The sequence below is a fragment of the Lysinibacillus sp. FJAT-14745 genome (assembly GCF_001275675.1).
GTDB lineage: Bacteria > Bacillota > Bacilli > Bacillales_A > Planococcaceae > Lysinibacillus.
The window spans coordinates 453,386-468,682 of record NZ_LITM01000006.1 but is presented as its reverse complement, the minus strand read 5'-3'; the positions used below and the strand labels follow the sequence as shown (position 1 = coordinate 468,682).

General features: G+C 36.5%; 16 protein-coding genes. 3 read left to right on the top strand and 13 right to left on the bottom strand.

Annotation, left to right across the window (positions count from 1 at the left end; genetic code table 11):
- The first annotated feature begins 246 nt into the window (after positions 1-246).
- Positions 247-441 (top strand): hypothetical protein, encoded by a 195-nt coding sequence (locus tag AMS59_RS12240; protein ID WP_053484017.1) that lies wholly within the window; start codon positions 247-249, stop codon positions 439-441.
- Between the two features lie 569 nt (positions 442-1,010).
- Here the strand turns inward: AMS59_RS12240 and AMS59_RS25840 are convergent.
- The 8 genes from AMS59_RS25840 to AMS59_RS12200 all read right to left on the bottom strand — a co-directional run bounded on the left by AMS59_RS25840 (position 1,011) and on the right by AMS59_RS12200 (position 7,797).
- The gene (locus AMS59_RS25840; protein ID WP_199777736.1) at positions 1,011-1,379 is read right to left on the bottom strand and encodes a hypothetical protein; all 369 of its coding nucleotides are present in this window, start codon (positions 1,377-1,379) and stop codon (positions 1,011-1,013) included.
- 208 nt (positions 1,380-1,587) lie between these two features.
- On the bottom strand, positions 1,588-2,181 hold the full coding sequence (locus AMS59_RS12230) for a DUF2441 domain-containing protein (RefSeq protein ID WP_053484016.1): 594 nt from the start codon (positions 2,179-2,181) through the stop codon (positions 1,588-1,590).
- 151 nt (positions 2,182-2,332) lie between these two features.
- A complete protein-coding gene (locus AMS59_RS12225; protein ID WP_199777735.1) occupies positions 2,333-2,689 on the bottom strand; it encodes a hypothetical protein in 357 nt (118 codons plus the stop codon).
- Positions 2,690-2,733: 44 nt separating this feature from the next.
- Positions 2,734-3,777, bottom strand: a complete 1,044-nt coding sequence (locus tag AMS59_RS12220; protein WP_053484015.1) for a phosphotransferase family protein — start codon at positions 3,775-3,777, stop codon at positions 2,734-2,736.
- Between the two features lie 204 nt (positions 3,778-3,981).
- On the bottom strand, positions 3,982-4,758 hold the full coding sequence (locus AMS59_RS12215; RefSeq protein ID WP_053484014.1) for an SDR family oxidoreductase: 777 nt from the start codon (positions 4,756-4,758) through the stop codon (positions 3,982-3,984).
- Positions 4,755-5,990 (bottom strand): acyl-CoA dehydrogenase family protein, encoded by a 1,236-nt coding sequence (locus AMS59_RS12210; protein ID WP_053484013.1) that lies wholly within the window; start codon positions 5,988-5,990, stop codon positions 4,755-4,757. Before AMS59_RS12210 ends, AMS59_RS12215 begins: the two co-directional genes overlap by 4 nt.
- 359 nt (positions 5,991-6,349) lie before the next feature.
- Entirely contained in the window at positions 6,350-6,607 is a 258-nt protein-coding gene (locus AMS59_RS12205; RefSeq protein WP_234007753.1) for a hypothetical protein, read from the bottom strand.
- A 302-nt stretch (positions 6,608-6,909) separates the two neighbouring features.
- Positions 6,910-7,797: a LysR family transcriptional regulator gene (locus AMS59_RS12200; RefSeq protein WP_053484011.1), complete on the bottom strand. Its 888-nt coding sequence runs from the start codon at positions 7,795-7,797 to the stop codon at positions 6,910-6,912.
- Positions 7,798-7,936: 139 nt separating this feature from the next.
- Here AMS59_RS12200 and hutG point away from each other — a divergent pair, with 139 nt between their 5' ends.
- Together hutG and gltS are read left to right on the top strand one after the other, a co-directional pair.
- Complete coding sequence (hutG, locus tag AMS59_RS12195; protein WP_053484010.1) at positions 7,937-8,902, top strand: formimidoylglutamase; 966 nt, start codon at positions 7,937-7,939, stop codon at positions 8,900-8,902.
- Positions 8,899-10,083, top strand: coding sequence for a sodium/glutamate symporter (gene gltS, locus AMS59_RS12190; RefSeq protein WP_053484009.1), 1,185 nt, complete (start codon positions 8,899-8,901; stop codon positions 10,081-10,083). The genes hutG and gltS overlap by 4 nt, the downstream gene beginning before the upstream one ends.
- Positions 10,084-10,144: 61 nt before the next feature.
- Here gltS and AMS59_RS12185 read toward each other — a convergent pair whose 3' ends face one another.
- From AMS59_RS12185 to AMS59_RS12165, 5 genes are all read right to left on the bottom strand, one after another.
- Positions 10,145-11,410, bottom strand: a complete 1,266-nt coding sequence (locus AMS59_RS12185) for a polysaccharide deacetylase family protein (protein WP_053484008.1) — start codon at positions 11,408-11,410, stop codon at positions 10,145-10,147.
- Positions 11,411-11,869: 459 nt separating this feature from the next.
- Positions 11,870-12,709 carry a D-alanyl-D-alanine carboxypeptidase family protein gene (locus tag AMS59_RS12180; protein WP_053484007.1) on the bottom strand — a complete coding sequence of 280 codons (840 nt, stop codon included), beginning with the start codon at positions 12,707-12,709 and terminating at the stop codon, positions 11,870-11,872.
- 277 nt (positions 12,710-12,986) lie between these two features.
- Positions 12,987-13,595: a histidine phosphatase family protein gene (locus AMS59_RS12175; RefSeq protein ID WP_053484006.1), complete on the bottom strand. Its 609-nt coding sequence runs from the start codon at positions 13,593-13,595 to the stop codon at positions 12,987-12,989.
- Positions 13,596-13,635: 40 nt separating this feature from the next.
- A complete protein-coding gene (locus tag AMS59_RS12170; protein WP_053484005.1) occupies positions 13,636-14,058 on the bottom strand; it encodes a DUF3995 domain-containing protein in 423 nt (140 codons plus the stop codon).
- A gap of 258 nt (positions 14,059-14,316) precedes the next feature.
- Positions 14,317-14,835 carry a TetR/AcrR family transcriptional regulator gene (locus tag AMS59_RS12165; RefSeq protein WP_053484004.1) on the bottom strand — a complete coding sequence of 173 codons (519 nt, stop codon included), beginning with the start codon at positions 14,833-14,835 and terminating at the stop codon, positions 14,317-14,319.
- Between the last annotated feature and the right edge of the window lie 462 nt (positions 14,836-15,297).

Below are 15,297 nucleotides of genomic sequence, written 5' to 3'. Positions count from 1 at the left end.
GTAAATTAACTTCTTAAAGCTGGATTATTTTTAAAATCCTTATTGCATGAAAGCCCCTGTTAGCACAATTAGATTTGTCAAAAATAGTATCCTATTAATGAATACCAAGATGCTTTTTATTGAGTTATCATGTACCATTAGTAAAAAAGCGTCTTCAATTGTTGTAAGTTAAAGTGGAAAGTTTCACAAATGATAGAAAATAGATTATACTAGACTAACTATCATATTCAAAAAGGAGCATTTCCAATGACCGAGAATAATCATTCTGAAGTACCCAAAAAAAAAATCAGCCTACAAGAGGCAGTGAAACAGCAGCTTGAAAACAAAAAGAACCAATCCTCTTCTAATAAAGGAAAAAAGAAAGCCGACCTTTCAACAAAAAAAATGAAAAGCCAGCAAACGAAAAAAACAAGCAATACCCGTAGAAAAATGGGTGTCTAATTTACGGACAATATCGGGAAGACATATTACCAGAGATATCATTTAAGATATTTTCACCAAATTAGGCACTCTTCCCCACTGAATTAAAGTCAGGCTTACAGATCGACAGATTGGACATGTACAGGAAATCCATTCTAAATAATAGAAATGAAAAAGCATTCAAGGCTGAACTGTTCCCTGAATGCTTTTTTTAATTATTGGCTGTTTTCTCAAAGATTGTTGCTTCTATAAAGAATAGGGTTCAACACAGCAAAAAACTAGAGGATAGGTACTTGTAAATTAAACTATGGCTTTTATTATTTGTAAATCCTAGAAAGAATATTTATTTCAAATGTCGTTACATCAAGTTCCAACTCTACTTTACTGTCTATGATTCCCAGTTCCTCACAAGAGCTACCAATGCAACTCAATGATCTTATTTAAAGCACTCGCTAATTTAAGTACATTCTTTCACAAACTTTATTGATTTAGCAAAATTAAACAGTTTATATCTCCAGAACTACTACTCCGTTAGCGGCCTATGAAAAAGCAATCCATCCTAACGAAGAACTATTATTTTCGTTTCATATTTACTTATTACTTTGGCTGTTAGTATGACCTTGCTTGCTAAATACTCTTATAATCAATTGCCCTAAAATATAAATAATTGAAACAAATATAATGGCGGCATCTCTGCCAAAAGGTTTAAACCAACCTCCATCATCAACTATAAAAGAACAGCCAAATATTAAAGAAATAACGGTCATAATAAAATTCAAGCCTAAGAACAAAGGAAATTTAATGTTTCTCGATGATATACCTACAACAATTATGGACACTAGAAATACCGGAAACAAAAAATCAGCTTGTTGCCTAGCAAGATGACTATTATATTCGTAAAAATGAAATAAGAAAGGAACTGGAAATAAAGATAAAATGCTTATAATAAACCTCTTCAATTTATATATACCCCCGATAAAGAAAAACTACCTTTTAGTGTAATTTTACACTAAAAGGTAGTTTTTTCAATATACTGTAGTTTTTTTATTTCTAATTCTTATTTAACTAACCTATTTCGTTAGCACAAGAAGACAGTTCTTATTGAACAATCGCAACCGTTGAACAAATCACATATATATCACATCATTTTTAACGACTTTCCAGAATTTAAGATGAGTATTCATCAGTAATTTCTACCACTTCAATTTTTCCGTTTATCAAAAGTTCAGTAAGCTCGTTTTTAACATTACCTTTCCAATATTCTCTAGCTTGTTCAATTTTTTGAGAGAAAGGAACCCCATCCTCCTTGGGTAAAAGGTTTGCATCACCTTCAAAATAATTCCCAATAACTCGAAGTTTAACAATCTGCAAAACATTACGATTGTATGAATCAAATATTTCTTTCCATTTCAAAGCGTCTTCATAGCTTTTAGCAGCGTATAAGCAAGACAATCTTGAAGGATATTCAGGATGTTCTTGTAGTCTAATCATTTCTACTACCATTTCTCTAATAGCTCTGATTGTTTGTCCTACATACTTAATAGCTACTTCGGCATTCTCTTTACTAATGTTCAAGCCCTCATTTGTATAATGATCATATAAAATCTTAATAAAGTCTTCACCTTTAGAGTTCAATTGTTCCCTTTCAAAAAAGAAGCTATATAAGGTATTCTTCTGGTTCTTGTCAAAGTTAATGATCTGCCCGGTGCTCATTTTATTCCTAGTAACGATATGATAAACATAAAATTCGTTCTCGTTCATGATCTACCTCCTGTTGGTCTTCATTATTAACTCTTATTTCACTAGAATACGAGGGTATTTGTTGAACCTATTAGCTCAATAAGAAAAGCTACCTTTGACTTCAGTAGCTCGATCTTAAACTCTTGCCCACGTTAGTAATAGTTTTATAAAATTAACGGCTTATATGTGATGAAAAATCATTAAAAGCATTTAATACAACATCACCTAATGGATGAGCAAATTCTTGAGTTTTTAAAGGTAATATTCCTTTCTTTTCAAGTTGTTGCAGATATTTTAAAAATTCTGTAGAAATAGCTTCGATATACTCTTTCAGCTTAAATTGATATTTAAATATACCATCTGGATAATGGCTTATATGTTCAATAAAAAGGTTTGTACCATCACTGGAAAATATATAGTAATCATAGTTTCCGTGACAATCTAATTTTGCCTCACTGATTTCTCCCTTATATAGAGAGGAAAGAGTTGAGAAAAAATGTGGGATTGCTACAAAACCTATCAACGACATGAAATAACGGCTGCTTTACAAGCAACCGTCATTTATACCATAGTTTATAGTGCCTTGGAAGCTTGATGAATTAGTGCAGCTGCCATTTTATCCATTTGTGCAAAACGATCGTCTTTTGTTTGACCATTCACGTATCGATAATAGATTTGCTGACAAATTACTGCTAATTTAAAGTAGGCAAATGTAATATAATAATCGATGGCAGAAACATCACGCCCGCTTTTCTCTGCATAGCGGTTAATGAATTCCTGACGTGTATAAAACCCTGGTAAAGTCGTTATTGGTGGTTCTCCAAATGCGTATAGCAGCATTTTTGGGTCATCTGCATGCATCCAGTAGCTCATGGCTACACCTAAATCTGCTAATGGATCCCCTACAGTTGTCATTTCCAAATCAAAAAGGCCAATCATCTCAGAGTAATCGCTTGTAAACATGGCGTTATTAAGTTTGTAATCATAATGAATAATGGTTGCTTCTTGATTAGAAGGGACATGATCCTTTAACCACTTTGTCAATGCTGCTACTTCAGCATGCTCTGCCGTTTTCGCTTTGTCATAGCGCTCAATCCATCCATGTACCTGCCGTTCCATAAATCCTTCTGGCTTCACCATATCCTTTAGCTTCGTTTCCTTATATGGTATTGCATGAAGAGCAACAAGTGAATCAACCATCTTTTCTGATATGAGCCGTGCTAAATCCTCCGTATTTTCAGTACCAGCTGGGAAATGGGTGTCAAGTACGATACCCTTTTTGCGTTCCATTAGGAAGAAATCACTGCCGATAATCTCTCGATCTTCAACGTACACATAAGGTTTGGGTACTGCCGCTAAAAATGGATGTAATGCAGATAAAATCGTAAACTCACGTTGCATGTCATGCGCTTTTTTGGCGACTGGTCCATGTGGAGGTCGACGAAGAACAATTTCAAATCCGCCTACTTTTAGGCAATAAGTCAAATTTGAATGTCCAGCACTAAACTGTGAAATTTCTAGTTTCCCCTCTGGTAACTCCGGAAATTGACTCTTTAAAAATGAATGTAATTTCACTTCATCAATACGTTCACTTGCCCTCACTTGTATCGTATCCATTGTACCCCTCCTATCAATTATGCCTCGGCATAATTGTGTCCGGAATCGGCTTTGTGCTTGCACAAAGAACTCCTTTCCGATTTACGTGACATCCGCCGGAGGCTTTAACTTCTTTCAGCAGGTGTTTGGTCACCCACTGAAAAGTAACTTAAATCATCATTCATCTCACCACCTATAGAGGTGTAAGACTTTTGCTGAAATAAGTTAAATGATTGAACTCATACCGCCATCTACAACTATGACGTCCCCCGTAATATAATCTGAGGCAGCCGCGGCTAAAAATAATGCAACGCCTTTTAGGTCATTTTCAGTTCCTAAACGTTTTAACGGCGTCACTCCCATTAAATAATCTTGTCCGCGCTCAATTAAGACTTTTGACATTTTTGTTGGGAAAAACCCTGGGGCAATCGCATTTACATTGACGCCATATGGTCCCCATTTTACAGCTAAATCTTTTGTTAAGGTGATGACCGCACCTTTACTTGCATTATAGCCAATTGTATCCATGAATTCAGGTAATGTACCACCAAGCCCTGCAACCGAGGCGATATTAATAATTTTTCCGCTCTTTTGTTCGAGCATTATTTTGCCAACAGCTTGGCTCATTAAAAATGTACCATTGACGTTAACATCGAAGACTTTTTGCCAAGCCTCATACGGCATTTCAACAGCTGGAGTACCCCAAGACGCACCACTGTTATTGACTAAAATATCAATTTGGCCGAATGATTCAAGCGTTTTTGCCACTACGTTCGCTATATCCTCTGGCTTTGTAACGTCGCAAGCAAGAGCTAATGTTCGTACACCTAAATCAGTTAATTCAGCCGCTACCTCTTCGCATGCCTCAACCTTTCTTGAACAAAGTACAACGTTGGCACCTGCTTCGGCAAAGCCTTGTGCAATTTGAGCGCCAAGACCGCGTCCTCCACCTGTTACGATGGCGGTTTTCCCTTTTAAGCTAAACAAATCTAGGACCGTCATTTCACCAGCTCCTCTTGTTTTTTAGCATGCTTTTTCAGCTCCAACTTGGCAACCGTGTTACGATGCACTTCATCCGGTCCATCAGCTAATCGTAATGTGCGAGAATTTGCCCATTGTGCCGCAAGCGTCGTATCAGGTCCTACCCCAGCAGCACCAAATGCTTGAATTGCTCGGTCAATCACTCTTAATGCCATATTCGGCGCCACTACTTTAATCATCGCAATTTCTGCCTTCGCCTCTTTATTCCCTACTGTGTCCATCATGTACGCTGCCTTTAGCGTTAATAGTCTTGCCTGCTCAATATCTATACGGGACTCCGCAATACGCTCACGCATGACACCTTGGTCTGCGAGTGGTCGATGGAAAGCGTGACGCTCCTGAACACGCACACACATTTGCTCTAATGCACGTTCAGCGGCTCCAATAAGACGCATACAATGATGGATACGACCTGGCCCTAAACGACCTTGCGCAATCGCAAAGCCTTTGCCTTCTCCCCACAATATATTTTCAACAGGTACTCGAACATTCGTAAACGTCACCTCACCGTGTCCTTCTGGTGCGTGATCATAGCCAAATGCAGTAAGCATACGCTCTATTTTCACTCCAGGTGTATCCATCGGCACTAAAATCATCGACTGTTGCTCATGGATAGGTGCTGTAGAATCTTTATGTTTCCCCATAAAAATAGCGATTTTACAGCGAGGATCACCAGCTCCTGTCGTCCACCACTTATGTCCATTTAAAATATAATCATCGCCATCACGTTCAATACTTGCCTCGATATTTGTTGCATCACTAGACGCCACTGCAGGCTCAGTCATCGCAAAGCAGGAACGTATTTCTCCACGTAATAACGGTTCTAACCATTGTTTTTTCTGCTGTTCTGAGCCGTAACGCACAAGCACCTCCATATTTCCTGTATCTGGCGCATTGCAATTAAACACTTCAGGGGCCAGTAAAGAGCGTCCCATAATTTCACATAAAGGTGCATATTCTAAATTCGTCAAACCTGCACCATATTCGCTATCTGGCAAAAATAAATTCCACAAGCCCGCTTCTTTTGCCTTGTGCTTTAATTCCTCCATAATTGGTGGGATCGCTCCCCAACGATCTTCCATTGCCTCTACCTGTGCAGCAAACACTGCCTCATTTGGATAAATGTATTGCTCCATAAAATTTGTCAGCTTTTCTTGTAGGTCGACTACTTTTTCACTATAAGCAAAATTCATAAAAAAGCCCCCTTTGTTTGAACATCAAAATGACAAATGAATGAATATTCATTTTATTCTTACATTAAATGTTACCGCTATATTTCTTGTAAATCAATGTCTATTAAATGAAAATTTGAATTATAAAGAAAATTCATACTTAAAGCAATGTTTTGAGCGGATCAAAAATCTCATTACGTTAAAAAAACACAAGTTTAAATACTATTTTCCCATAATATGTATCGTCAAATCAGCATAGCGTTTTTTACATAAAGTGTGGTGACGAACCACTTCATTAAAATTGATACACTAGGTAAAAAAGATTAGTAGCATAAAAAAGAGTACCTTCTAATTCAAAGAAGTTACTCTACTCAATCAATTTAATCTTTAACGTTATTTTTGTGTCCATTGGCTAACATCATAGCGAGGAACTGAGGAATTAAATTCAAGACACTTACAATTACTAATAGTTGAGAAGCTGAAAAGGGTTTAAAATAACCACCATCCCACCCTATCCCTAGCGTATCTTCCATCCTACCGATAAAGTAAAAGGAACTAACTGCTGATACAATATTACCGATAATAAAAGGAATTGAGTTACATAGAAATTTCCCAAGAAAAGCAAAAAGTGAAGTCATTACAATCATCATTAAGTAGCTGATTATTGATCGGTTAGCAAAATCTTGGTACATCGAAAAATAAACAAAAGGAAAACAGTATAGACAAACTATTAGAATACCAATTCCTATTTTTCTCAAATTATCACCACTCTTGTATATTGATAATTTACGTAGAAAACTTGGACAACCTTAGACTATGATAGGTTGAGTTTATTGAAAATAAGCAACGTTCTACAATCATTTTATGTTTAGTTCGATTTTTAACATAACCCAAAAATACGATAGTTTTTTCAACCGTTGTCCTTTAAGCTTTTTATAGTCTAAAGTGTTTTGCCTATCTTCATAATATCAGTAAGCAATTCGTGAATAGCCAAAGGTAAATGACGATTTTTTAAGTACACCACATAAACATTTCGTCGTAAATTGGGGCAATCTACTTCTTTTTGTACAATAGTTTTTGCTGTAGGGCCTTTTAAATAATTTTCAGGTAGAATGGTAACGCCTAAATTTTCACGAACGAGAGATACAGCCGTTTCAAACCGTTCAATTTCAAATTGGATATTAATGTTTTTGTCAGCCTTTGCAAATGCATCTAAAATGTCATGTCTCGTTTGAAAGCCTTCTGTACTAATAATAAATGGCTCATCACTTAAATCGGCGATCGTCAGTTTCTCCTTCTCCGCTAGTGGGTGATTTAATGGTAAAACGGCTACAAGTCGCTCTTCATATATACAGTTAACTTCTAGTTCTTCATCATCCATGATCTGATTTGTAATTATTAAATGGGTTTTATAGCCTTTGAGTGATTTTTCGACACGCTTACTTCCTAAAATATCTACTAGATGAATCATCATTTGTGGATATTCCTTTTTATACTCCGTAATGACTTTTGGGAGCCAATGCTTAATCGATTCCATCACGCCTATCGTTATTTCACTTGTGCCACGTACAATTACCTCATCCATTTCTATTTTTAAAACTTCCATGTTTTTTAAAATAACTTTTGCTCGTTCATATAAAAGCTCGCCTGCCTCTGTTAATTGAAGATTTCTTGTATTCCTTTCAAGTAATGGTGAGCCAATTTCTTGCTCTAATTTTTTAATAGCATTACTTAGAGAAGGCTGAGAAATATGCAGTTTTTCAGCTGCCTTCGAGAAATTCATTTGCTCCACAACTGCTAAAAAATATTGTAATTGTTTAATATCCACAACAACATCCTCCTCATTTATAGTTTTAAACTATAGATTAATATTAATTATATATTAGCAATAATAATTATGTGAATATATAATTTATTCATAACAATATTTTCACTAGAATAATATTGGAAATGGAGTTGATGAAGATATGTATACAATGACAGATCAAAAACAATGGAAAGGCCGTATAGATTCAACGACTAATACGAGTAGCTTCCGTTTACATCAAAAAGTGAAACGAATTCCTATTAATGATGTAAGCGCTTCAGATAATCAGCTTGCCGGAATTGTGGGCTTTATATGTGATGAAGGTGTACGTCGAAATCAGGGACGTGTAGGGGCAGCAAGTGCACCTAATGCTCTGCGTGAAGCATTATCTAGCTTACCTTGGACATTTAATGACGAACAGCAAATTATAGATGTTGGTAACGTTCTTTGTCTTAACCACGCTTTAGAAGAAGCACAGCGCGAGCTCGGTGAAATTGTCAAAACATTGCTAAATAAAAAAATACAATGTGTCGTGCTTGGCGGTGGACATGAAACACTATACGGACATTATTTAGGCGTTCGTGCAGCATTACCTAAAGATGCAAAAATCGGGATCGTCAATATCGATGCTCATTTCGATTTACGACCATATGATGAGCAACCATCGTCTGGTACAATGTTCCGTCAAATTTTAGAACAGGATGCACATGCCGATTACTTTGTTTTAGGCATACAACGTTTTGGTAATACAAAAGAACTATTTGATAAAGCCAATGAGTTGCATGTGAATTATGTGTTAGAAGAAAATATGACGTCAGAAAATAAAACGCAAATCATGCATGATCTTCAGCAATTTATGGACAATCATGATTATATTCTCTTAACGCTTTGTATGGATGTACTAAATGCTGCTTTTGCACCGGGTGTTAGTGCTCCATCACCGTTTGGACTAGATCCAAAAACTGTACGCATGATACTTCAACAAGTCACTTCACACCCAAATACACATTCTTTTGATATTTGTGAGGTAAATCCTTCACTGGATGAGAATGGGCGCACAGTTAAACTAGGTGCTTATTTTGTTTATGAAGCACTAAATCACTTACTGAGGAGACATGGTTCATGATCGAAATTAATCAAATTACAACAGTATTTCTAGCAGTTGCACTATTCGCATTGGGCGGCTGGCTCATTAATAAAGTCGGTTTTTTAAAGCGTTTTTGTATACCAGCACCTGTTGTTGGTGGCTTACTATTCGCCGCATTGGCAACTATTCTAAAGACAACTGGCGTATTAGAAATTTCGCTTGATACGTCATTACAAAGCTTATTTATGATTACTTTCTTCACAACAATTGGTTTAGGAGCAAGCTTTAAACTTGTGAAGCTTGGTGGAAAATTATTAATTATTTATTGGTTGGCTTGTGGTTTCCTAGCATTAATGCAAAATGTTATTGGTGTATCTCTTGCATCGCTAATGGGTATTCATCCATTAATCGGTATGATGGCTGGTGCTGTTTCTATGGAAGGTGGCCATGGTGCCGCTGCAGCATTTGGACAAACTTTAGAAGACTTAGGTATTTCTTCTGCCATGACAATCGGTGCGGCTGCGGCTACATGTGGTTTAGTTGCTGGTGGCTTAATCGGTGGTCCTATTGTAAAGTACTTAGTTGGTAAATATAATTTAACGCCAGATGAACAAGAAACTGAAGAAGTTGATTTTGAAAATAAAAATGAACAAATTACATCCGATTCATTCTTTACACAAGTATTATTAATTACGTTCTGTATGGCTGTAGGTACATATGTTGGAACACTATTCTCAGAAGCGACAGGTTTCGTACTACCTGGCTATGTTGGTTCAATGTTTGTAGCTGTACTAGTGCGTAATATTATGGATAAAGTAAAACCTGAAGCAATTAACATGAAAAGCATTTCTTTAATCGGCGATGTGACACTAGGTGTCTTCCTTTCAATGGCGCTCATGAGTATTAAATTATGGGAAATTGCTGATTTAGCACTTCCACTATTCATCATTGTTTTCGCTCAAGTATTCTTCATTGTCTTATTTAGTATCTTTGTATTGTTTAAGATTCTTGGAAAAAATTACGATGCTGCGGTTATGGTTGCCGGTTTTGCCGGACACGGTTTAGGGGCAACGCCAAATGCAATGGCCAATATGTCAGCAGTTGTCCATCGCTTCGGTCCATCTAAAAAAGCATTTCTTGTCGTACCAATTGTTGGAGCGTTTTTAATCGACGTCTTCGGTATTCCAATTATTATTACGACAATCAATCTATTTAAATAATCAATAAGCCGAGCAATTGTCTTAATTAGACAATTGCTCGGCTTATTTTTTCGCTTATAGATTATTGTAATATTTCACTAACAGTTACAAATTCGTAGCCTTGCTTTTGCAAGTATAGAATGACGTTTTCCAAACCATTTGCCGTCGTTTGATGAATATCATGCATTAAAATAATGCTGCCATCTTTTGCTGATGCTTTCACATACGTTAATATTTTATCAGCATTGCGGTGCTTCCAATCTAGCGTATCGATTGACCATAGAATAGAAGGTATCGTCATGACAGAACGAACTTTATCATTCGTTGCACCATATGGTGGACGGAAAACCGTTGGATACTGACCAATCGCTGCATAAATAGCATTGCTAGTTCGATCAACCTCTTGTTTAACATTTGTTGTCGATAAGGCTGTTAACTTTGCATGGTCCCATGTATGATTGCCTATTTCATGGCCAGCCTCATAAATTTGCTTTACGACAGCTGAATTTTTAGAGACATTTTGCCCAACCATAAAAAATGTAGCCTTTGCATCATATTTCTTTAAAATCGCTAAAACTTGTGGGGTAACTTTTGCATCTGGCCCATCATCAAATGTTAGAGCCACACGCTTTTTTTCCCCTTTCGCTACTGGTACACCTTTATTGTATACTTTGTTATCAGTTATTTGGATATTTGCTAGCTCTGAAGCTTTCACATAGCCCTTTTGTTCACCTGCTTCTACATAGGCCCAGCCTGATAGCATTGTATATTGCTGAACGACTGTTTTATTGGCAAGTGTACCAAGAACCTCGCCACTTGGGCTAGCAGTTAAACGAAGCACAGCGCCATTAGCAGCATTTACTCGTTTTTTTGTCGCAACAGGTTTCTTTAAAGAATTCGTTGCAACATAGCCTGTTTGATGACCATATTGGACAAATGACCAACCACCAGGTGCTGATCCATATACAAAGATCATACTGTTTTCGTTAATTTGTCCCGCTTTTTGTGCACTTGGACTAGGATATGTAAATAAAGTTGTTCCATCTTTTTTCGTCACTACATATTTTTCAGATGTAAGGCTTACTAAAGCTGCCGTTTCTACATACCCCTCTAGCTGTTGCACTTTAATTCGAGTCCATTCCTCACTTACTGGTGTAGCTGTTACATAACTACCCTTCACTATTTGACCGATTACGGCACTTTCTACGGAAGGTTCTACATGAACTGTTGTGTCATTCGCTACTGATTGAATTACTGGTTTACCCTCAGCATTTGCAGAAGTATTACCTACAAATACAAAACTGATTAAAAAAGTCAAAATAATAGCATATGGTAAAAGTTTTTTCATTGTTCTACACCGCCCTTTTCATCATAGATGTCTTTTCTCATATGTTTTTTCCATAAAAGTATAGGATTCGACTCTTATTATAGAATAATAGATTATTCCAGGAAATAGTAGGAATCAACTAGTTTTTGTGAATAAAGATTTCATTTTGGTAGCTAGGATTAACGGCATATGGTTGATGTCTTTCTAAAAAATTTTTCACCTTTTCTTCATAAAATTCCACTGTGGTCGCGTTGGCAATAGATGCTGAAAACCAATTATTTAATTAGCACGTAATACCTCCCTTCTTAAATGACAATGATCGATTGTATCCCAAGCCTGAATACCGTGTTAGCTATTTTGCCAACTTTCATTTGTCAAAGGCTCCCAAAACGCCTTTTTTCGGGTACCTATGCAGCTCACCCTATTCATAAGACGATTGAAACGATTAAAAAGTTATTATTTTTTCATATTTTTTTCCTCTTATAGCGCATCGTACGCTGTAAGAGCATCTTCAATATGGAATGGTGGTGTCCAAGCTTGCCCATTCGCATTCGTCGTCACGAAAATATATTGTTTACCATCTTTTTCAATAATAGAGGCTAAGCAAAGACCAGCTTCAGGTGTGTAGCCTGTTTTCCCTCCCAATATCGCGCCTTCCTCACCTGGTATTTTCGCTAAAAGTGAGCTTGTTATCGTTAATTCATTTGGGACATGCGTCATATAACTTTTCGAAGTCAAAATTTGATAAAAGGTAGGATTTTTAATGGCATAACGAAATAGCTTACTTATATCACGTACACTGGAAACATGAGCAGGATCATGTAATCCGCTGGCATTGACAAAATGGGTATCGTTCATCCCTAATTCCTGCGCTTTATTATTCATTAATGTCACAAATGCTTCTTCACTACCTGCCATTGCATCCGCAAGTGTTCCTGTAGCATCCGCCCCAGAAGCAAGCAGTGTGCCATATAATAAATCCTCTATCGTGACAAAATCTCCTGCCTTAAAGCCCGCCATGGAAGCATTTTGAGCAGTAAATTTAGAAATCATTTGTGGTTTTACAATTGTTTGCTTCTGCAGATCAGTAGTCATTTCAATGGCAACAATCGCTGTCATAATTTTCGTTAATGAAGCAGGATAAATAATGTCATCTGCATCTTTTTCGTATAATACATCTCCTTTTTCATTCAGCAACAATGCATTTTGACTATGTAATGAAGGTAGCTCTATTTTTGTTGGTTCTGTTGTTGTGTCATTTGTATATAAAAAAAAGAATGCAGCCGCACATATAAAACAAAATATGACAAATTTTTTCATAAAAAAACGCCCCCCACACATTATAATAGGAGGCATTTATGAATATTCCTGTAGGAAATTTATGAAGAAATTCTTAAAGCTTGACAATCAATTATGCCTCGGCATAATTGTGTCCGGAATCGGCTTTGTGCTTAGGCCTGCAGGATGCAGGTCAGTTAGCCGTTATCGCATGGATGCGATGATTTTAGGCTAACATCCTATGTGAACTCCTTTCCGATTTCCGTGACATCCGCCGGAGGCTTAACTTATTTCAGCGGGTGTTTGCCGCTGAAATAAGTTAAAAATCATCGAAATCTGAGCAAATTCTCGTTATGGTTTTATTCGCTAATTTAAAAAATACATCCTGAGATACTTCAAGCTTTAGTGCATCTTCCTTTTTTAGATCCGCATATACTCCTCGTAAAATACGACCCGTTAAACCATGTGAAACAACAATCACTTTCGGTATATGTTGAATGTCTTCTAGCCAAGCATTTAGTCTGTTCACTACGGAGTCATAAGCTTCTCCATTAGGCGCATTAAAATACCAGTTATAGACGTCTGTGTTATGAAGAAGATTGGGCCAAGAACTTTCAATTTCTTTCGTTGTTAGCCCAGCCCACTGTCCCACTGCAACCTCGGTTAAACGATTATCTTTTTCAACATTCTTCAAATCATATCCAATTGTTTCACAAATTATTTCAGTGCTCTGCATGGCTCTTCCTAATGGGCTCGAAAAAATTTTCCATTCATTAGGATTTCCAATTAAACTTTTCAGCATTTGTGCATTTTGTTGTACTTGATGTACACCCATTTCTGTTAATGGAGAATCGAGCTCTCCTTGGTATCGTCCTTGTGTATTAAATTCAGTTTCACCATGACGAAGTAAGTATATTGTTTGATTCATTATGTTTCCTCCTATAAATTCTCCTTAGTTGTCACTCATTTTAAAACAATAGTGAGATATAGACAAATCCAAAGAACAAACATAATGGACTGTAGATCCAAGTATCGTATTTAGCAAACTGTGAATGTTTTATTTTTTTAAAAAATCCAACATAATTAAAATCACCAATCGCCCGAACAATAAAAACTAAAGCACAAACAATACTTCCGATTTTTGATAAACTATTTGCTTGGAAGCTCTGCAAATAATCACCTTGAACAACAATAATGATACTAGCAAATAGAATAAGAATGGCTACGAATAATGTTCCCCATATTCTCGGAGTAAATGCAGGTTTATGCTCTCCTTCTCTTACAGGAATCACAGCCGTAGAACCCCATCGACCGCCAAAAGCCCAATACGTATGCAAAAAACTGATAAACCACAGTAACCCTACAGCTAATAATGGTAAAATTGATTTCATATAGTTACCTCCAATGTCGTAATCCTAAAACATACACTACCGTATGTTATGGTAATAATTTTGTCCCTGTAGGTTCTATAACCATATTAGGGACATTTATAATCGTGTAGTCAATTATGCCTCGGCATAACTGCGTCCGGATTCGGCTTTGTGCTTGCACATCAGGCGATTTTCACAAGGGGTGAAGTTCATAGCCTGAGTTCTTCCATTTCAGCGGATGTTTTTTGTGAGAAAGCGTAGTACTAACATAGCGGCTGTTTAACCGCTAAAAGAAGTTAAAAGCTCGACCATTTTATCAATATTAAAATTTGGATTTTCTTCAAACCTTGTCATCCATCCTACATACGTTAAATAGGCAAGTCTCGCTCTATCAATTGATTCAGCATTGTCTATGCCCTTTCTTTGATACAATTTCGCAACACAAGAAATTCTTTGTTCTTCAATATCCACTAAACGTGCTGCAACAGCAGAGTCGTATTTAGCCCAAGTATAAATACCAATCTCTATCTTTTTATCTCGATTAAAACTAATCTGTAATAGCTGTTCTAATGAAGCATCCTGTTGCTCCATACTTTGGACAATCAGCTTTGTTGCATGTATTTCCCAATAGTCGAGCATAGAATCTAACAGCTCTTGATGGTCACGGAAATAGTGATAAAAGCTCCCTTTACTTATTTTTAGTAGTCGAGCAAGTGCTTCGATACGAACTTTATGTATTCCTTCATCAGCTAATTGTTGTAATCCTGCTTTTACCCAATCTTCCCTCGTTAATTGCATGTCATCTCTCCACTTAAATACGGTAGCGTATGTTTTTGTGTTAGATTACTACTACTTTCATTTTTTGTCAATTATTCAATCTGTTATTTTTAGGAATTTTAATGTTATATCGAAAAGATCACTTATTGACAGTAACGAGGAACTGTTGATATTAGCGGACAATGGTGACTAAGAGTGAAAATACCTTGTTCTATTGAACATATTTAAACTACAGCTGAGGCCAAGTTTTATTAATCCCTTGACCTCAATGACAACTTTTTAAAAAATACCTTTCTGTTGCATTAGACGGTTGGATTGAATTGTCACGAGTTTTTCAAATAATTTTCAGAAAGAATAAGTGATTTCTCAATACTTTTTAGCTTCCTCAACTTAATTAAACATGATCCAAGCTGGATATAAAAAAATCCCATATAACGATGTTTTCTATATGAAGAAATTATTGTTGATTTTTATCGTAAGTAG